At 71.5% G+C, this 16,054-nt stretch carries 18 protein-coding genes; 4 read left to right on the forward strand and 14 right to left on the reverse strand.

What is annotated here, in order from left to right; translation table 11 throughout:
* The first annotated feature begins 609 nt into the window (after positions 1-609).
* The 3 genes from dctP (D3P35_RS10165) to D3P35_RS10175 all read left to right on the forward strand — a co-directional run bounded on the left by dctP (D3P35_RS10165) (position 610) and on the right by D3P35_RS10175 (position 3,485).
* A complete protein-coding gene (dctP, locus tag D3P35_RS10165) occupies positions 610-1,563 on the forward strand; it encodes a TRAP transporter substrate-binding protein DctP (RefSeq protein ID WP_118134618.1) in 954 nt (317 codons plus the stop codon).
* A gap of 70 nt (positions 1,564-1,633) precedes the next feature.
* On the forward strand, positions 1,634-2,167 hold the full coding sequence (locus D3P35_RS10170) for a TRAP transporter small permease subunit (protein WP_118134619.1): 534 nt from the start codon (positions 1,634-1,636) through the stop codon (positions 2,165-2,167).
* Position 2,168: 1 nt separating this feature from the next.
* Complete coding sequence (locus D3P35_RS10175) at positions 2,169-3,485, forward strand: TRAP transporter large permease (RefSeq protein WP_118134620.1); 1,317 nt, start codon at positions 2,169-2,171, stop codon at positions 3,483-3,485.
* Between the two features lie 73 nt (positions 3,486-3,558).
* On the opposite strand, the gene D3P35_RS10180 is transcribed toward D3P35_RS10175, so the two are convergent.
* The 12 genes from D3P35_RS10180 to D3P35_RS10235 form a co-directional block, all read right to left on the reverse strand.
* Positions 3,559-4,188 carry a LysE family translocator gene (locus D3P35_RS10180; protein ID WP_118134621.1) on the reverse strand — a complete coding sequence of 210 codons (630 nt, stop codon included), beginning with the start codon at positions 4,186-4,188 and terminating at the stop codon, positions 3,559-3,561.
* A 190-nt stretch (positions 4,189-4,378) separates the two neighbouring features.
* Positions 4,379-5,362 carry an asparaginase gene (locus D3P35_RS10185; protein ID WP_198670552.1) on the reverse strand — a complete coding sequence of 328 codons (984 nt, stop codon included), beginning with the start codon at positions 5,360-5,362 and terminating at the stop codon, positions 4,379-4,381.
* A complete protein-coding gene (locus tag D3P35_RS10190) occupies positions 5,359-5,691 on the reverse strand; it encodes a non-heme iron oxygenase ferredoxin subunit (RefSeq protein ID WP_118134623.1) in 333 nt (110 codons plus the stop codon). Before D3P35_RS10190 ends, D3P35_RS10185 begins: the two co-directional genes overlap by 4 nt.
* Complete coding sequence (locus D3P35_RS10195; protein ID WP_118134624.1) at positions 5,688-6,641, reverse strand: dihydroorotate dehydrogenase; 954 nt, start codon at positions 6,639-6,641, stop codon at positions 5,688-5,690. The genes D3P35_RS10190 and D3P35_RS10195 overlap by 4 nt, the downstream gene beginning before the upstream one ends.
* Positions 6,635-7,480: a dihydroorotate dehydrogenase electron transfer subunit gene (locus D3P35_RS10200; protein ID WP_118134625.1), complete on the reverse strand. Its 846-nt coding sequence runs from the start codon at positions 7,478-7,480 to the stop codon at positions 6,635-6,637. The genes D3P35_RS10195 and D3P35_RS10200 overlap by 7 nt, the downstream gene beginning before the upstream one ends.
* Positions 7,480-7,995: a nuclear transport factor 2 family protein gene (locus D3P35_RS10205; RefSeq protein WP_118134626.1), complete on the reverse strand. Its 516-nt coding sequence runs from the start codon at positions 7,993-7,995 to the stop codon at positions 7,480-7,482. Before D3P35_RS10205 ends, D3P35_RS10200 begins: the two co-directional genes overlap by 1 nt.
* Positions 7,992-8,270: a hypothetical protein gene (locus D3P35_RS10210; protein WP_118134627.1), complete on the reverse strand. Its 279-nt coding sequence runs from the start codon at positions 8,268-8,270 to the stop codon at positions 7,992-7,994. Before D3P35_RS10210 ends, D3P35_RS10205 begins: the two co-directional genes overlap by 4 nt.
* Entirely contained in the window at positions 8,267-8,680 is a 414-nt protein-coding gene (locus D3P35_RS10215; protein WP_118134628.1) for a cupin domain-containing protein, read from the reverse strand. Before D3P35_RS10215 ends, D3P35_RS10210 begins: the two co-directional genes overlap by 4 nt.
* A gap of 10 nt (positions 8,681-8,690) precedes the next feature.
* Entirely contained in the window at positions 8,691-9,047 is a 357-nt protein-coding gene (locus D3P35_RS10220) for a hypothetical protein (RefSeq protein WP_118134629.1), read from the reverse strand.
* Complete coding sequence (locus tag D3P35_RS10225; RefSeq protein WP_118134630.1) at positions 9,047-10,375, reverse strand: SRPBCC family protein; 1,329 nt, start codon at positions 10,373-10,375, stop codon at positions 9,047-9,049. The genes D3P35_RS10220 and D3P35_RS10225 overlap by 1 nt, the downstream gene beginning before the upstream one ends.
* A gap of 71 nt (positions 10,376-10,446) precedes the next feature.
* On the reverse strand, positions 10,447-12,810 hold the full coding sequence (locus D3P35_RS10230) for a xanthine dehydrogenase family protein molybdopterin-binding subunit (protein ID WP_118134631.1): 2,364 nt from the start codon (positions 12,808-12,810) through the stop codon (positions 10,447-10,449).
* Positions 12,800-13,294, reverse strand: a complete 495-nt coding sequence (locus D3P35_RS10235; protein ID WP_118134632.1) for a (2Fe-2S)-binding protein — start codon at positions 13,292-13,294, stop codon at positions 12,800-12,802. Before D3P35_RS10235 ends, D3P35_RS10230 begins: the two co-directional genes overlap by 11 nt.
* 125 nt (positions 13,295-13,419) lie before the next feature.
* On the opposite strand from D3P35_RS10235, the gene D3P35_RS10240 reads away from it, so the two are divergent.
* Positions 13,420-14,082: a GntR family transcriptional regulator gene (locus D3P35_RS10240; protein ID WP_118134633.1), complete on the forward strand. Its 663-nt coding sequence runs from the start codon at positions 13,420-13,422 to the stop codon at positions 14,080-14,082.
* 78 nt (positions 14,083-14,160) lie between these two features.
* Here the strand turns inward: D3P35_RS10240 and dctP (D3P35_RS10245) are convergent, their stop codons facing one another.
* A complete protein-coding gene (gene dctP, locus D3P35_RS10245) occupies positions 14,161-15,126 on the reverse strand; it encodes a TRAP transporter substrate-binding protein DctP (RefSeq protein ID WP_118134634.1) in 966 nt (321 codons plus the stop codon).
* A complete protein-coding gene (locus D3P35_RS10250; protein ID WP_198670553.1) occupies positions 15,123-16,010 on the reverse strand; it encodes a xanthine dehydrogenase family protein subunit M in 888 nt (295 codons plus the stop codon). The genes dctP (D3P35_RS10245) and D3P35_RS10250 overlap by 4 nt, the downstream gene beginning before the upstream one ends.
* Positions 16,011-16,054 lie beyond the last annotated feature (44 nt).

A 16,054-nucleotide genomic window follows, 5' to 3' on the forward strand; every position in this document is an offset into this window, starting at 1 on the left:
GCGGCGAACCACCGGGCAATGCTCCTCCCGAGGGGCGCCTCCGCGCTCCGCCGGGCCTGACCCGCCTGCCGGGCCGGCGCCTTGCCGGCATGCGCCCCGCAGGGGGGGCAGCCCTGAACGCCAGTCGCCACGCAGCCCTGCCCGCAGCGCGTGCACGGGCCGGCCGCCCGCGCGCACCGCGCCCCGCAGGGGCGCGGCCCGGCCCAACGCGGAGCGGTTCTCCGCGCAAGCGGAGACCGGCGGAGAGGCGGGAGGGCTCCCGGCCGGCCCTGCGCGCCGGAGCGGTGTGCCGCGGGGCGGAGAGGGCGTGCCGTGGCGGTAGCCCTCCCGCCCGCTCTGGTCGGCAGCCTGCGGCGGCCTCCCGCGCCGTTGGGCCGGGCCGGGGGCTGTGCCCCCGGCGCGCACGCCATCCGTCACGAGCGCCGGAGGGCGTGCTGTCCGCATCGTCCCGGCTGTCCTCTCTTCGCCGCCCGGGCTGCGTGGCGGCGGCGCAAGAGCGTTGACTGGCCGCGATTTTCGAATACCGTATACGCAACCATTTAGAAGGCAGTCGCGAGTCGCTGCCTCCATTCTGAGCAGATACGCCACCTTGGAAAGGGCAGCCCGCACATGAAATTCACATTCGCCACCACCGTCTCGGCCCTTGTGCTGGGCGCCGCCGTGAGCGCCAGCGCCGAGGAGGTGACATTGCGCGCCGCGGTCTTCACCGCGACCAACACCACCTGGGGCGCGCCCTTCAAGATCTTCGCCGACCACGTGAACGAGGTGGGCGCGGGCGAGGTGAAGATCGACATCGTCGGCCCCGAGGCGCTGCCCGCCACCGAGCAGCCCAACGCCCTGCGCGACGGGCTGATCGACATCGCCGTCACCGTGCCGGGCCATTACAAGCAGATCGTGCCGGAAGCGAATGCCCAGGACCTCTCGGACATGACGCTCGAGGAGCAGCGCGCCTCCGGCGGCTACGCCCTGCTGCAGGACGTGATCCGCGACAATCTCGGCGCCGAGCTGCTCACCTCCTACGGGCCGGGGGTGAAGTTCCACCTCTACCTCACCGAGGAGATCTCCGACGCCTCCCAGCTCGACGGCATGCGCATCCGCAGCCAGCCGCTGTTCAACCCCTTCCTCGACTCGCTGGGCGTGAGCCAGATGACCCTGCCGATCCCCGACGTCTACACCGCGCTCGAGCGCGGCGTGGTGCAGGGCTACGCCTTCCCCGCCTGGGGCATCCAGGACCTCGGCTGGGACAAGATGACAAAGGTGCGGCTGGAGCCGGGCTTCTACAACGTGGTGGTGAACGTGCTGATGAACGAGGACCGCTGGCAGGGCCTCACCGAGGCGCAGCGCCAGGTGCTGAGCGACTCCGTCGCCTGGTTCGAGACCACCATGCAGGGCTACATGGCCGACCTCTCCGAGCAGAACGCCGCGGCGCAGGACGCGGCCGGCATCACGCCGGTCGACCTCGGGCCGGAGTTCGCCGAGCAGGCCAGCAACGTCTACTGGGACGAGCTGGAGCAGGTGAGCCCCGAGGCCATCCCCGCGCTGCGCGCCAAGCTGATGAAGTGAGCGTGATGGGCCCCGACCACGCCGCCGAACCGAACGCACCGGCCCCCGGCCGGTGCGCAGGACGCCTGTCATGAAGGCGCTCTCGCATGGCTATTCCCTCTTCGTCGCCGGCCTTGCCTGGGTGGCAGGAGGGCTCATCTGCTTCCTCGTGGTCGCCATCGGCGCCGAGGCCATCCTGCGCAGCCTCGGGCTGGGGGTGATCCGCGGCGTGGTCGACCTCTCGGAGCACGCGATGTTCAACATCGCCGTGCTCGCCGCGCCCTGGATCCTGCGCCACAACCTGCACATCCGGGTCGACGTGGTGGTGACCCACCTGCCGAAGCGGCCGGCGGAGGTGGCGGAGCTGCTCACCAGCCTCGCCGGCCTCGTCACCTGCGCGGTGATCACCTGGTACGGGGTGCGTGTCTTCGCCACCTCCTGGAGCCGGGGCGAGCTGATCTTCAGCGAGCTGATCATCCCCGACTGGTGGCTGCAGTGGCAGATCCCGCTCGCAGGCGCCCTGCTGGTGGTGGAATTCGCGCGGCGCGTGGCCGAGGCCGCCCGCCCCCTGCGCAGCGGCGCCCCGGCGGAGCCCTCCGCCCCGCGCATCGAGGACGGGATCTGACATGGTCGAATGGCAATTCGCGCTGCTGGTGATGTTCGGCGGGGTGGTGGGGTTCCTGCTGCTCGGCCTGCCGGTGGTGTTCTCCTTCCTCACCGTCAACATCATCGGCGCGCTGATCTTCCTCGGCGGAGACCTGGGCCTGCTGCAGATGGTGCGCAACATGCGCTCGGCGGTGGCGCAGTACTCGCTGGTGCCCATCCCGCTCTTCGTGCTGATGGGCGAGGTGATGCTGCACACCGGCATGGCCGCGCGCTCGATCAACGCGATCGACCGGGTGATCTCCCGCGTGCCGGGCCGCCTCTCCATGGTGGCGGTGATCGGGGGGACGATCTTCTCCTCGCTCTCGGGCTCGACGCTCGCCAATGCCGCGGTGCTGGGCAAGACCCTGCTGCCGGAGATGCGCTCGCGCGGCTATGCCGCGACCATCGCCATCGGCCCCATCCTCGCGGTGGGCGGCGTCGCGATGCTGATCCCGCCCTCCGGCCTCGCGGTGATGCTGGGCTCGCTCGCGCGCATCTCGATCAACGACCTGCTGCTCACCGCCATCGTGCCGGGCATCCTGATGGCGGTGGCCTTCTTCGCCTATATCGCCATCCGCTGCCGGATGAACCCCGCGCTCGCCCCCGCCTACGACGTGGAGGAGCTCTCCTTCGCCGAGCGCTTCATGCCGCTGGTGAAATACGTGCTGCCGCTGGTGGGGATCTTCATCGTCGTGGTGGGCTCGATGATGACCGGCATCGCGACCCCGACCGAATCCGCCGCGCTCGGCGTGATCGCCTCGGTGATCGCGGGGGCCTGCTACCGCTCGGTCACGCTCGCCAACATGAAGGAGGCGGTGATCGAGACGCTGAAGTTCTCGGCCATGATCCTGTTCGTGATCTGCGCCTCGGGCACCTTCAGCCAGATCCTCGCCTTCTCCGGCGCCACCCAGGCGGTGGCCGACATCGTCACCTCCTCGGGCCTCGCGCCGCTGGCGATGACGGTGGCGATGCTGGGCGTGCTGGTGCTGCTGGGCTGCTTCATGGACCAGGTGTCGATGATGATGCTCACCCTGCCGGTGTTCATGCCGATCATCGCCGCCACGGGCATCGACCCGCTGTGGTTCGGGGTGCTGATGCTGATCGCGCTGGAGATCAGCCTGTGCACGCCGCCCTTCGGCCTGCTGCTCTTCGTGATGCAGGGCGTGGCGGGGCGGCAGACGCCGATCTCGACCATCTACGCGGCGGTGATCCCGTTCCTCATCCTCGAGTTCGCGGTGATGGCGCTCCTCGTCGTCTTCCCCGGGCTCGTGCAATGGCTCCCGGACCTGCTCCGCTGAGCGGTGTCTCCCGGGGACGGGAGCTCACTTCCCCCCGCAGGCAGTCCCGGCGGGGGGTTTTTCATGTCCCGCGTCAGGGCGCGGCCCCCTGCCGCCCGATCCGGGCGAGCGCGAGCCCGATCGCCGCGCCGGCGTAGAACGCGCCGCTGAGCCGGTGGCGCAGGCCCCCGAGCCGGGCGAGGAGGGGGCGCGCGCGCTCGGCGCCGGCCGCCCAGGCCATGTCGCCGGCCAGCAGCACCGCGAGATGCAGGCCCGCCGCCAGCACGATCCCGGCCGGCCCGGCCTCCGGGCGCACGAACTGCGGCAGGAAGGCGGCGGAGAACAGCAGCGTCTTGGGGTTCACGCAGGCGAGCAGCGCGCCGCGGGCGAAGAGCCGGGCCGTGGGGCGCGGCGCCGGGGCGGACGGCAGCTCCGCGGCGCCTCCGCGCGCCCAGGCCCGCCAGCCCAGCCAGAGCAGGAAGCCGACCCCGAGCCAGCGCGCCCAGGCGAAGGCCGCCGCCGCATGGTCCATCAGTGCCGCGAGCCCGAGTGCCACGAGGCCGAGCTGCAGCGCCACCCCCAGCGTGGTGCCGAGCACGGTGGCGCAGCCGGCGCGCCAGCCGCGCTCCAGCGTGGTGGCGACGATGAGCGCCACGTTCGGCCCCGGGATGGCGACGAGCAGCGCCGTTGCCAGCACCAGGGCGAGTACGGAGTGAAGATCCATCGGCCAGCCTCCCCTCGTTGGCAGGAGCATGGCACCGAAGCGGCCCGCCCGCCAGCAGCGAAGGGTGGCGCGGCTGTTGTTCGGGGGCGGGAGCGCTGCGCCTCACCCGGAGCCCTTGCCCTCGGGGGCATCGAGCCCCGTCGGGCAAGCGCCGGCTGCGCCGGCGGGCGCGGGGGCCCGGGCGGGGGGCTCAGAAGGCGAGCAGGGCGTCCTGGACCTGCTGCGGGGAGAGGCCCTCGGCGAGGGCCAGCATCAGCAGGATGCGCAGCTTGTTGGGCGCGAGCGCCCCGCCGGAGAGGATGCCGTCGGCGGTGTTGTAGGCCTGCAGCGGCACGCGGCCGCGCGCGGCGCGGGAGCCCTGCACCACGGTGACCCCGGCGGCGACGGCGCGCTTGAGGGCCGCGCGCTCGCCCGGGGCGCAGCGGCCCGGCGGCATGCCCGCGCTGACGATGCCGCGGGCACCGGCGGCGGTGAAGGCGTCGATCGCGGTGCCGTCGGCCCCGGCATGGGAGAAGGCGATGTCGACCCGGGGCAGCGCGCCGTCGGGGAGGGCGAAGCGGCGGGGCAGGGGCGGCGACTGGCGGGCGAGGCGCAGGGTGCCGTCGGGCTCGACGAGGCCGAGGGGGCCGAACTCGGGCGCCTCGAAGGCGTCGAGGGCGAAGTTTGCGGTCTTGCTCACGTCCGTGGCGGCGAAGAGCGTGGCGTTCATGCTCAGATAGGTGCCGGGCGCGAGCCCGGGGCTCGCCGCCGCGGCGATGGCGGCGCGCAGGTTGGGGCCGGCGTCGGAGCCCTCGGTGTTGGGCGGGCGCTGCGCGCCGGTGAAGACCACGGGCAGGGGGGCCGCGCAAGTGAGGGCGGTGAAGAAGGCCGTCTCCTCCATCGAGGCGGTGCCGTGGGTGACCACGATGCCCGCAAGGCCCGGCTCGGCGGCGCGGGCGGCGATCCCGGCGCCAAGCGCGCACCAGTCGGCCACCGTGATGCCGGTGGAGGGCAGGATGCGGAAGGAGTACGGCACCGGCTCGATGCCGGGCAGGCCGGGGGCGAGATCGGCCAGCACCTCCTCCACGGGGCGGATGATGCCGGTGTCGCCGTAATCCACCCAGTCACGCGGGTGGGCGCCCATCATCGCGAAAGTGCCGCCCGCGCCGATGACCGCGACGCGCCGGGCGCTCACGCCGGCGCCCCGGCGAGGGCCACCAGCACCGCGTCGCCCTCGACGCGCACGGCATAGGTGGGGGCGTCCTTCTCGGCCGGATCGCCCGCGGGCTTGCCGTCGCGGTAGTCGAAGAGACCGCCGTGGAGCGGGCATTCGATGACGCAATCCTCGGTGTCGCAATAGCCCTCGGAGAGCCAAGCCTGGCCATGGGTGCACAGGTCGTCGAGCACGTAGAACTGCGCGCCGTCATTGATGACGCAGAGCCGCTTGCCGGCGGCGGTGAAGCTGCGGGCCTCGCCCTCCGGCACGTCGCCGGTGGCGCAGAGGCGGGTCCAGTCGTCGGTCATACGGTCTCCGTCGGGGCTGTGGCGGGGGCGTGGAGCGGGCGCAGCGCGCCGGTGATCTCGCGCGCGGCGGAAAGGCCGTGGCGGGTGCAGTAGTCGGCGATCCAGTCCACCGCCTCGGTCATCGTGTGGGGGCGGATGAAATTCGCCGTGCCCACCTGCACGGCCGTGGCCCCGGCGAGCATGTACTCGACCGCGTCCTCGCCGCCGGTGATGCCGCCGCAGCCGATGACCGGGATCTGCACCGCCTTCGCACACTGGTGGACCATGCGCAGCAGGATGGGCTTTACCGCCGGGCCGGTGAGCCCGCCCATCACGTTGCCGAGGCGCGGGCGCATGGCCTCGGCGTCGACCGCCATGCCGAGGATGGCGTTGCCGACAATGACCGCCTCGCAGCCCGCCTCCTCCGCCACCCGGGCGAAGACGGTGATGTCGCCCACGTTGGGCGTGAGCTTGGCCCAGACCGGTATGCGGGTGGCCGCCACCATGCGCTCGAGCACCTCGCGCGTCGCCTCCGGGTCCATGCCGAAGGCGCGGCCGTCGGCCTTGAGGTTGGGGCAGGAGATGTTGGCCTCGATCGCCGCGATGCGCGGGTCGGAGATATAGGCGGCGAGCTTGCCGAAATCCTCCGCCGTGTCGGCCGAGACCGAGGCGACCAGCGGCGCGTCGCAGGCCGCGTAGGCCGGCAGCGTGTGCTCTAGCAGGTAGTCGGGGCCCTTCGAGGGGATGCCGATTGAGAACAGCGTCGCGTCGCGATACTCCGCCACCCGCGGCGGCAGGGTGCCCTGGCGCAGGTCGGGCGTGATGGTCTTGAGCACGATGGCGCCGAGCCGGCCCATGTCGATCACCTGCGTCATGCCCTCGGCGATGGTGCCGGAGGCGGGCATGACCGGGTTCTTCAGCGTGAGCGAGCCGATGCGGACCGAGAGGTCCGGTGCGCTGTTGGTTACCATCCCTTGGCCTCCTCGAGGGTGAAGACCGGGCCGTCCCAGCAGACCCGGCGATATTCCTCGCCCCCACCGGGCAGCGCCACGGGGATGACGCAGGCGTAGCACATGCCCAGCCCGCAGCCCATGTGCTGCTCGAGGGCGATCTCGCCGGGAATGCCCCAGGAGCGGGCGAGCCCGCGGGCGAGGCGGAACAGCCGGTTGGAGCCGCAGGTGGCGATGTAGTCGAAGGCGCGCTCGGCATGCAGGGCCGCGAGGCGGGGCTCCATCTCCTCAGGCGCCGAGGAGCCGTCGGTGTCGACCACCTCGATGACACGGGCGCCGGCGGCCTCGAGCTCTCCGCGCGACATCACCAGCTCCGGGCTGCGGGCGCTGAGCACGGCGGTGACCGCAGCACCGCTCTCGGCCGCAAGGCGGGCGAGCGGCGCCATGGTCGCGAGGCCCACGCCCCGGCCGAGGATCATCACGTGGCGCGTGTCCGCGGGCAGGGTGAAGCCGCGGCCGAGCGGGCCGAGGGCGTTGAGCATCTCGCCCGGGCGCAGGGTGGCGAGGCCGCGGGTGCCCTTGCCGGTGACCTTGTAGAGAAAGCCGATCTCGCCGCGGGCGGGGTCGATTCGGTAGATGCTCATCGGGCGGCGCAGGAAGGGCTGGCCGGCCTCGGTGGCGGGGCAGAGCAGGTGGAAGAACTGCCCGGCCCGGGCGCGCAGCGCGGCCTCCGGGGCGCGGGCGATCATCAGCCGGTACTCGGCATTCACCGCGTCATTGGAGACGATCTCGCAGAGCGCCTCCTCGATGGGAAAGCCGGCGCACGCCTCGGGGGCGGGGCTCAGGGCGGTGTCGGGCATCAGAAGGACTCTCCGGCAGGGATGAGGCAGCGCAGCGCCTCGGGCGTGTCGGCAAGGGATACGGCGTGCAGGCTGTCGAAACGCATGGTGGCGATGCGCCAGCCCTCGGGCAGGGCGGCCCAGCTCTGCGACACCCGGCCGACGAGCAGCAGCACCCGGCCGTCGCCCTCGCGCAGGCCGAGCTCGAACATGCGCCAGCGCGCGGTGGCGGTCTCGCCGGCGATCTCGATGAGCGGCTGGCCGTAGTGATGGGCGGTGAACAGCCAGGGGCTGGTGCGGAAGAAGGCCTCGATGGCGGCGCGGCCCTGCCTGTCACCGCCGAAATCGCCGCCCTGCCAGGTGGCATCGGGGGCGAAACAGGCGGCCTGATCGGCGGCGGCAGCGTCGAACTCCGCCTGCCCGCGCTTGGCGCGCAGGGCGGTGTATTTCGCGTCCGCCGCGGCGGCGTAGCGCTCCATCACGGCCAGGATGGCCTCGCGGGCTTCCAGCCGCGCGAGCCGCTCTTCCAGCGTCATCCGGCCGCCCTCACCCGGTAGAGGAGCGCGCGGCCCTGCGGCGCGAGCGCCCGGCGGGCCCCGGCGGCGATCAGCGCGCCCTGTCCGGCGGAAAGCGCGTGGTGCTCGCCGTCGCAGGTGAGCGTCACGGCGCCTTCGAGCACGGCGAGCATCTCCTCGGGGCCGGCGGTCTCCGGCGCCTCGGCCTCGAGCCAGGCGAGATCGACCGAGAGCTCGGCACCGTTCGCGTGGTAGGGCGCGGCGCCGAGGCCGGACTGCTCGACGCGCGGGCTCATGGCTTCCCTCCCATCGGGTAGAACACCTGCGAGGCGCCCTTGGCGCCGTATTCGGCGCGCGGCGGGGTCACCACGTTGAGGCGCAGGCACATGCCCTCGGCATCGAAACTGTTCACCCCGGAATGCGGCGCATCGGCGGGCATGATCATCACCGAGCCTTCCTCCAGCGCCACGGTGCTCTCGGGCGCCGCACCGTCCGGCCCGAGGCCCACGGTGCAGCCGCCGCGCAGCTGCAGGGTGGCTTCCTCGCCATGCGCGTGCGACTTGGGCGGGATGTCCGAGCCCTTCGCGGCGCGGAAGTTCACCACGCCCACCGAGAGCGCGTCACCGACGACGGACTGCATGTAGAGCCCGTCCTCGACCACTTCGCGCAGGCCTTCGGTGAAGGAGAAGATCTGACAGCTTGCCATCCCGCCCCCCTCAGAGCGCCGGGCGCAGGCGATGCGCCTCGTCGGGCGCGAAGCGCTTGGACTCGTAGCCGTCGATCACGGTGGCCTGCGGGTCGTAGGACTCGATTGCGGGCGCCACCTCGGCCAGCGACATGAGCATGTAGAAGAGGTTCTTCGTGGGGGCGTCCATCGCCTCCGGATCGGGGAAGCCGTTCGCGTCGATATGCGCGGTCATCGCCTCGACATGCGGCAGCACCGCCTCGGCGAAGGCCTTGATATCGGGGAAGGGCGAGGTGACCCGGCGCAGGTTGCGCAGGGTCTCGGTGGCAAGGCACCAGTCGGACCAGGGCTCGAGATCGGCGAAGGCGGGGGGCAGGATGGCGGTCATCAGTTGTTACCTCCGGCAAGGGCGGTCTGGCGGGCGATGTCGGGGTCGAGCCCGTCCTTCTCGAGGCCGGCGCGGATCATCCGCTCCACCACCACGGCCTGGTGGCGGACCATGATCTCGTAGTCCTGCAGCACCATTTCCTTCTTGGCGCGGGTCTCGGCGGCGGCCTGGGTGATCTCCAGCGTCGAGAGGTCCTCCAGCAGCACGTCGCGCAGGGCGACCTTCATGTATTCCTGGTAGAATCGCCCGCCGGAGGTCTTCATCTCCGGGTAGTAGACGCGGGCCTCGAAGATGGTCTTGTTGTGCGCGATCGGCCGGAAATTGTAGGCCTGGAAGTAATTCGGCCGGCAGGAGAGGTAGAAGTCCGGGAAGATCACGTTGATGTCGAAGGCCCAGTTCGGGTGGCCGGTCCAGTTCAGCGCCTTGGGCAGCTTCAGGTCGGAGAAGTCGAGCTTCGTACCGTCTTTTGCCACTTTCAGCGCCTTGCCGGCGATGGCGCGCGCGGTGCCGGAGCCGGAGATCGAGTCTTCCGCGCCCGCGCCGCCGGTGGCGGCCTTGGGATTGCCGTAGACCGATTTGGGGTTGCCCGCGATGGAGAGGCGGCGGTGATGGGCGCCGCAGACACCGTCGATCGGGTGGAGGTTGCCCTCCTCGTCCTTGTCGAGCGCGTCGGCGATGGAGCGGGCGTGCACGTAGCCCACGTGGTAGGTTTCCTGGAAGGCGTCGAGCGCGGTCTTCCAGTTGCAGTCGAAGACGGTGTTCCACGAGTAGCAGGCGGTGAATTTCTCGAACGGATAGCCGTCGAGCTCGCCATACATCGGCTCGAGGAAGTCCTTCAGCGAGATTTCCGGCTCGGGGTCGAGGCAGATGAAGATGAACCCATGCCAGGTGTCGACGCTCACCGGGGTGAGGCCGTATTTCGACTTGTCGAGGTCGAAGAAGGACTTCTCGTCCGGCACGCCGGTGAGGCTGCCGTCGAGGTCATAGGCCCAGCCGTGGAACTTGCAGAAGAACTTCCGCGTCGTGCCGCAGGGCTCGTAGGCCACGCGGTTGAGCCGGTGCGAACACACGTTGTGGAAGGCGCGGACCTGCTTCTTGCGGTCCCGCGTCACGATGATCGAGGAATCGAGCACCGGCATGTCGCGCACGAAATAGTCGCCGGTCTTCGCGATCTCCTCCACCCGGCCGACATGCAGCCAGGTCTTCTTGAAGAGATATTTCTTCTCCAGCTCGTACCACGCCTCGTCGACGTAAGGCCCCACGGGAAGGTTGTCGCGGCCGAGCTCCGGGTAGCGGTCATGGAGGCTGGGCTTGGATTGCTGATTCATGGCATCACCTCGTGTTTGAGTATACCGTATACGTTATTCAGAGCTTTGCAAGCCCCGGAACGGCCCTGTTTTCAATCGAATTCCTCCTCCAGCCCGTGCAGGCGCGAGAGCACGTGCTCGGGCGTGAAGGGCTGGCGGCGGACGGTGGTGCCCAGCGGCGCCAGCGCGTCGTTCACCGCGCACCACATGGCGCCGAGCGCGCCCACGGTGCCGGCCTCGCCCACGCCCTTGGCGCCGAGCGCGGACTGGTGGGTGGGGGTCTCGATGTGGCGCACCACGATGTCGGGCATGTCGGCGGCCATGGGCACCCGGTAGTCGACCAGGCTGCCGTTGAGCAGCTGGCCATCGGCCGAGTAGCGGCATTCCTCGAAGAGGGCGGCGCCGATGCCCTGCACCACGCCGCCGCGGATCTGCCCGTCGACCAGCATCGGGTTCACGATGCGCCCGCAATCATCCACCGCCCAGAAGCCCAGCACCCGGGTGAGGCCGGTGTCGGGGCTCACCTCGACATGGGCGGCGAGCACGCCGTTGGTGGCGAGGTAGGGCAGGTCGGGCGGCAGGAAGCTCTCGGTCACCTCCAGCGCGGGCGCGGTGCCGCCGGGCAGCAGGTAGGGGCGGAAGGCCACGGTCTCGGCGATCTCGCGGAAGCTGAGGCGGGCGCCGCCGGGGCCCTCCACCCCCGAGTCGGAGAAGGAAAGCGCCGCCTCCTCGCATTGCAGCAGGGGCGCGGCCACGGCGCGCAGCCGGGCGGCGAGCCCGCGGGAGGCGCGCAGTGCCGCCTCGCCCCCCAGCGCCATGCCGCGCGAGGCCCAGGCCCCGCCGCCCACCGGGGTGGCGGCGGTATCGCCCGCGATCATCTCCACCGCGTGGGGCGCCACGCCGAGGGTTTCGGCCACGATCTGCGCGAGGCCGCCCAGCGTGCCCTGGCCCTGGTCGGTCACCGAGGTGCGGCAGGTGAGGGTGCCGTCGGGCTCGAGGCTGAGCCGGCAGGTTTCCTGTGCGGCCACGCGCACCTGCTGCGGGCCGTAGAGCTGCGCGCCCACCCCGGTGAGCTCGACGAAACTGGTGAGGCCGATGCCCCGGTACACGCCCTTCGCCCGCAGCGCGGCCTGCTCGGCGCGCAGCCCGGCATAGTCCATCTCCGCGAGCAGGGTGTCGAGGCAGGCGCGGGTGGTGAAGCTTTCCAGCACCACGCCGGTCTCGGTGGGGCCGGGGGTGTCCGGCGCCTCGCGGTAGTTGCGGCGGCGGATCTCGGCGGGGTCCAGCCCGCAGGCGGCGGCGGCGAGGTCGAGCATCTGCTCCATCAGCGCGAAGGCGATGGGCTGACCCACGCCGCGATAGGCCCCCACCGGCGCCTTGTTCTGGAACCAGGCGCGGGCGCGGCCGGCGTAGCTCGGCACCCGGTAGGCGGCGGGGGCGAGCTGGATGGCCTGCAGCGCATCGCCCACCGAGCCGCGCGGGTAGATCGAGTAGGCCCCCAGCCCGGCGGCGAAGTCGATCTCCATCCCGAGGATGCGGCCGTCGTCGTCCACCCCCAGCCGCGCCTCGGCCTGGGCCTCGCGGGCATGGGCGTCGGCGAGGAAGCTCTCCAGCCGGTCGGCGGTGAACTTCACCGTGCGGCCGGTGAGCACGGCGAGCGCCACGGCGGCGATCTCGTCCGGAAAGGCGTGGAGCTTGCCGCCGAAGGCGCCGCCCACGTCGGGCGCTGCCACCTGCACCCGGCCCAGCGGCAGGCCGAAGAGCTCGGCGTAGATCTGCTGCATCTGGAACGGCGCCTGGTGCGACTGCTGCACGCTCAGCCGCCCGCTGCGCCGGTCATACTCCGCGCGCACCGCCCGGCCCTCCAGGCTCACCGCGGTCTGGCGGCCGAAGGCGAAGCGGTGGCGCACCACATGGGCAGCCCCCTCCAGCGCCGCACCGGCATCGCCATGCGCGATCTGCCGGTCGAGCGCGAGCTGCGGCGCCCAGGCGGCGGCGTCAAACCCCTGCGCGGGCTCGAAGATATCGGCCGGCAGGATGGCGGGCTCGAGGTCCTCGAAATCGACGAAGGCAAGCTCCAGCGCGCTCTCGGCGGCGCGGCGGCTCGTGGCCAGCACGGCAACCACCGGCTCGCCCTGGTAGCGCACGATGTCCCCCGCCAGCGCCTGCTGCGGCGGCGAGACATGGGCGGGCAGGGCGGCGAGCCGGGTCTGCCAGGGCGCGCAGACGGCGGCGAGATCCGCCGCGGTGTAGACCCCGATCACCCCCGGCGCGGCCCGGGCCTCGTCGAGCTCCATGCCGAGCACGCGGGCATGGGCATGCGGGCTGCGCAGGAAGGCGACATGGGCCACGCCGGCGGCGTCGAGATCGTCGGTGTAGCGGCCCAGCCCCTCCACCGTGCGGCGGGCGGCGGCGCGAGGAACGGACCGGCCGATGAGCGTGCTGTCAGCGGGCATCGCGGCCTCCGATCACGTCGAGCGCTGCGTCCACGATGGCCTCGTAGCCGGTGCAGCGGCAGAAATTGCCGGAGAGGGCGGCGCGCACCGCCGCGCGCTCGGGCACCAGCCCGGCGCCGATCGCCTCGCGCAGGGTGGCGAGCATGCCCGGCGTGCAGAAGCCGCATTGCAGGGCGTTGCGGGCCACGAAGGCCTCGCGCAGGGCGCGGCCCAGCGGGTCGTCCAGCCCCTCCACGGTGGTCACCTCGGCGCCGTCGGCCTGCACGGCGAGCATCAGGCAGCCGCGCACCGCCGCGCCGTCGACCATCAGCGTGCAGGCGCCGCACACCCCGTGCTCGCAGCCCAGGTGCGTTCCGGTGAGGCCCAGCTCGCCGCGCAGGAAATCTGCAAGATTGGTGCAGGCGGGAATTTCAGCATTGACGGGACGGCCGTTCACCGCCATCTGCACGCGCACCGTTCCGGCGGCTTCGGGATCAGGGGTCATTTCGCCACATTCCATTAGTCAGTCCGACGTATTCCGTATACTGAGAACACAACGCCGGGCAGGAGCGAAGCCGGAGAACCGGCCGACCGGGCGTTGTCGGGAGGGGAGGAAGCAAGAGGAAGCTGATGAAGAAATCGATCATTCGCGTCGCCGACCTTCGGCAGCAGGTCTACGAGAACCTGAAGGACCGCATCACCCGCGGCGAGTTCCCGATGGACCACAAGTTCCAGGAGATCAGCCTGGCGGAGGAGCTCGGCGTGTCCCGCACGCCGGTGCGCGAGGCGCTGGCCCTGCTGGTGCGCGACCGCATCCTGGTGCAGGCGGTCCGCGGTTTCCGCTTCCCCGAGTTCGGGCCCGAGGAGATCGTCGAGATCACCGAGATCCGCCTCAGGCTGGAGCCTTACGCCATGCGCTGCGCCGTGGAGGCGATGAGCCCGGAGAAGCGCGCGGCGCTCGCCGGCACCATCCGCGCCGAGATCGCGAAACACGGCGACAGCGACGCCTGGGTGAGCGCGCACCGGCGGATCCGGGCGGCGCTGTTCAGCGCCTTGCGCAACAAGCGCCTGATCGAGTCGATAGCCCATTACGAGGACACCATTCACTTCATGCGCATCAACACGCTGCAGGATGCGCGCTGGCGGGTGCAGTCGGTCGACGGCTCCGCGAAACTGGCCGACGCCATCGAGGCCGGCGATGCGGAGGCCGCCGAGGCGGCGCAGGCGGCCCTGCTCGGGCTGGCGCGGGATTCCTTCCTCGCCTGGAGCGCCGAGAACGCCGAACCCGCCTGAGCCGGCAGGCACCGGGGCCACGAGAGGCCCCGGCCGGGTTGGCAGCCGGGGCCGTGCGGGCCCCGGCGCCGGCAGCGCTCAGTCTTCCGAGAGCAGGGCGCGCAGCTTCGCGATCGGCTCGGGGCTGGCCTCGGCCAGCTCCTCCCAGTAGCGGTCGGCGGCCATCTGGCGGAACTCGGGGCCGAAATCGACCGAGGTTATGCCCGCATCGGCCTGCGCCTTGAGGTTTTCCTCGGTCTTGTCCTGCGACCAGCTCTCCATGTCCTTCTCGAACCAGGCGGCGGCCTCGGTGAGCACCTGCTGCTGCTCGTCGGTCAGGCTCTCGTATTTCGCCTTGTTCATCAGCACGTTGACGATGACGGAGTAAAAGCCGGGGTCGACCCGCATCCTGGTCATCTTGTCCCAGCCGAAGTCCTGGATGCCCCAGACCGGCCAGCCGTAGCCGTCGATCACGCCGCGCTCGAGAGCGGTGAAGACCTCCGTCGGCGCGATGGTCATCGATTCGATCCCGAGGGCGCGGAACAGCGCGCCGTAGTTGGGCTGGGCGCGGATGCGCATGCCCTCGAGGTCCTCCGGCGAGGTGATCTCCTTCGTGGTGTAGATGTGGAAGGGCACGTTCACGCCGTAGGTGGTGAGGTAGGTGGCGCCGAAACGCTCGCCCGCCAGCTCGTCGAGATAGGCGTATGCACCGGAGGCGCGCTGCTCGGCCAGCGTCATGTCGGTGAGCAGCTGCGCATCGCCCTCCACCATCTGGCCCTTGTAATAGGCCGGCGGGATGGAGGCGATGTCGAGCACCCCGGAGGAGACGGCATTCGCCTGCTCGGAGGGCGGGATCGCCTCCGGCCCGCCGACGACGCGGATCTGCAGCACGCCCTTGCCGGTTTCGTTCACGTGGTCGACGAAGCGCTTGAACGGCTCGCCGTAGGTGGTGGGCAGCGGCACGAAGACGCCGGCGCGCAGGGTGACTTCCTCGGCCGCGGCGAGCGTGGCCGAGCCGATGACCGCGGCAAGGGCCGCGGCGCAGAGGCGTGCAGTGGGGGTCATGCTGGGATTCCCTGTTGGTGATTGTTGGTATTGTTTGCCGGCGGGCCGTCGGCCAGCCGGGGAAGGGCTCGGCGCAGCAGCGCCGCCGCCTGGATGCGGCGCACGGCGGCATGGGCCATCGGCTCCATCTCCGCGCACACCGCCTCGGTGATCTCTGCGATGCAGGCAGCGTCGAAGGGCCGGCCGAGGGCGATCTCGCGCGCCGCTTCCGAGGGGCGCGGGCAGGGCTCGGAGCCGAAGACCACGAGGTCGAGCGAGGTGGTGCGCCCGCCCTCCGTGCGCAGGCGGGCGGCGAGGCCCACTTCCGGGAAATCGCCGTGGCGACGGGCGATCTCGTCGAAGACGAAACGCTCGCCCGGGGCCGCCACCGGCAGCGAGACGGCGGTGAGCAACTCGTCCTCGCCAAGGTCGGTCTCGAACAGGCCCTGGTAGAAGGCGCCCGCCGGCACCCGGCGCGGGCCCTCCGGCCCCTCCAGCATGAGCTCGGCGCCGAGGGCCACGGCGCAGGCCGGCATCTCGGCGGCGGGGTCGGCATTGGCGAGGCTGCCGCAGGTGGTGCCGCGGTTGCGGATCGCGGCATGGGCCACGTGCGGCATGGCGGCGGCGATGAGCGGGCAGCACTCCGCCACCAGCGCGGAGGCGGCGGTCTGCGCATGGCGGACGAGCGCGCCGATCACCAGCCTGTCGCCCTCGCGGCGGATCTCGCCGAGGCCGGGGATGCGGTTGATGTCGATGACCAGCTCCGGCGCGTTCAGCCGCATCTGCAGCGTCGCCACCAGGCTCTGCCCCCCGGCGAGGATCTTGGCCCCCGGATGCGCCGCCAGAAGCCCGACGGCCTCGGCCACCGTCGCGGGGCGCGCGTAGGAAAAGGGGGAAGCCTTCATCCGGTCTCCTGCCGTGGAATAACTCCCGCGCGGCGGGAGGGGGG

Source organism: Oceanicella sp. SM1341, from assembly GCF_003448965.1.
In the GTDB taxonomy this organism is placed as follows: domain Bacteria; phylum Pseudomonadota; class Alphaproteobacteria; order Rhodobacterales; family Rhodobacteraceae; genus Paroceanicella.

Excerpts from the sequence above, each read along its gene's own strand:
- dctP (WP_118134618.1), top strand. The coding sequence starts at position 610 with ATGAAATTCACATTCGCCACCACCGTCTCGGCCCTTGTGCTGGGCGCC.
- D3P35_RS10170 (WP_118134619.1), top strand. The coding sequence starts at position 1,634 with ATGAAGGCGCTCTCGCATGGCTATTCCCTCTTCGTCGCCGGCCTTGCC.
- D3P35_RS10175 (WP_118134620.1), top strand. The coding sequence starts at position 2,169 with ATGGTCGAATGGCAATTCGCGCTGCTGGTGATGTTCGGCGGGGTGGTG.
- D3P35_RS10180 (WP_118134621.1), bottom strand. The coding sequence starts at position 4,188 with ATGGATCTTCACTCCGTACTCGCCCTGGTGCTGGCAACGGCGCTGCTC.
- D3P35_RS10190 (WP_118134623.1), bottom strand. The coding sequence starts at position 5,691 with ATGACCGACGACTGGACCCGCCTCTGCGCCACCGGCGACGTGCCGGAG.
- D3P35_RS10195 (WP_118134624.1), bottom strand. The coding sequence starts at position 6,641 with ATGGTAACCAACAGCGCACCGGACCTCTCGGTCCGCATCGGCTCGCTC.
- D3P35_RS10200 (WP_118134625.1), bottom strand. The coding sequence starts at position 7,480 with ATGCCCGACACCGCCCTGAGCCCCGCCCCCGAGGCGTGCGCCGGCTTT.
- D3P35_RS10205 (WP_118134626.1), bottom strand. The coding sequence starts at position 7,995 with ATGACGCTGGAAGAGCGGCTCGCGCGGCTGGAAGCCCGCGAGGCCATC.
- D3P35_RS10210 (WP_118134627.1), bottom strand. The coding sequence starts at position 8,270 with ATGAGCCCGCGCGTCGAGCAGTCCGGCCTCGGCGCCGCGCCCTACCAC.
- D3P35_RS10215 (WP_118134628.1), bottom strand. The coding sequence starts at position 8,680 with ATGGCAAGCTGTCAGATCTTCTCCTTCACCGAAGGCCTGCGCGAAGTG.
- D3P35_RS10220 (WP_118134629.1), bottom strand. The coding sequence starts at position 9,047 with ATGACCGCCATCCTGCCCCCCGCCTTCGCCGATCTCGAGCCCTGGTCC.
- D3P35_RS10225 (WP_118134630.1), bottom strand. The coding sequence starts at position 10,375 with ATGAATCAGCAATCCAAGCCCAGCCTCCATGACCGCTACCCGGAGCTC.
- D3P35_RS10230 (WP_118134631.1), bottom strand. The coding sequence starts at position 12,810 with ATGCCCGCTGACAGCACGCTCATCGGCCGGTCCGTTCCTCGCGCCGCC.
- D3P35_RS10235 (WP_118134632.1), bottom strand. The coding sequence starts at position 13,294 with ATGACCCCTGATCCCGAAGCCGCCGGAACGGTGCGCGTGCAGATGGCG.
- D3P35_RS10240 (WP_118134633.1), top strand. The coding sequence starts at position 13,420 with ATGAAGAAATCGATCATTCGCGTCGCCGACCTTCGGCAGCAGGTCTAC.
- dctP (WP_118134634.1), bottom strand. The coding sequence starts at position 15,126 with ATGACCCCCACTGCACGCCTCTGCGCCGCGGCCCTTGCCGCGGTCATC.
- D3P35_RS10250 (WP_198670553.1), bottom strand. The coding sequence starts at position 16,010 with ATGAAGGCTTCCCCCTTTTCCTACGCGCGCCCCGCGACGGTGGCCGAG.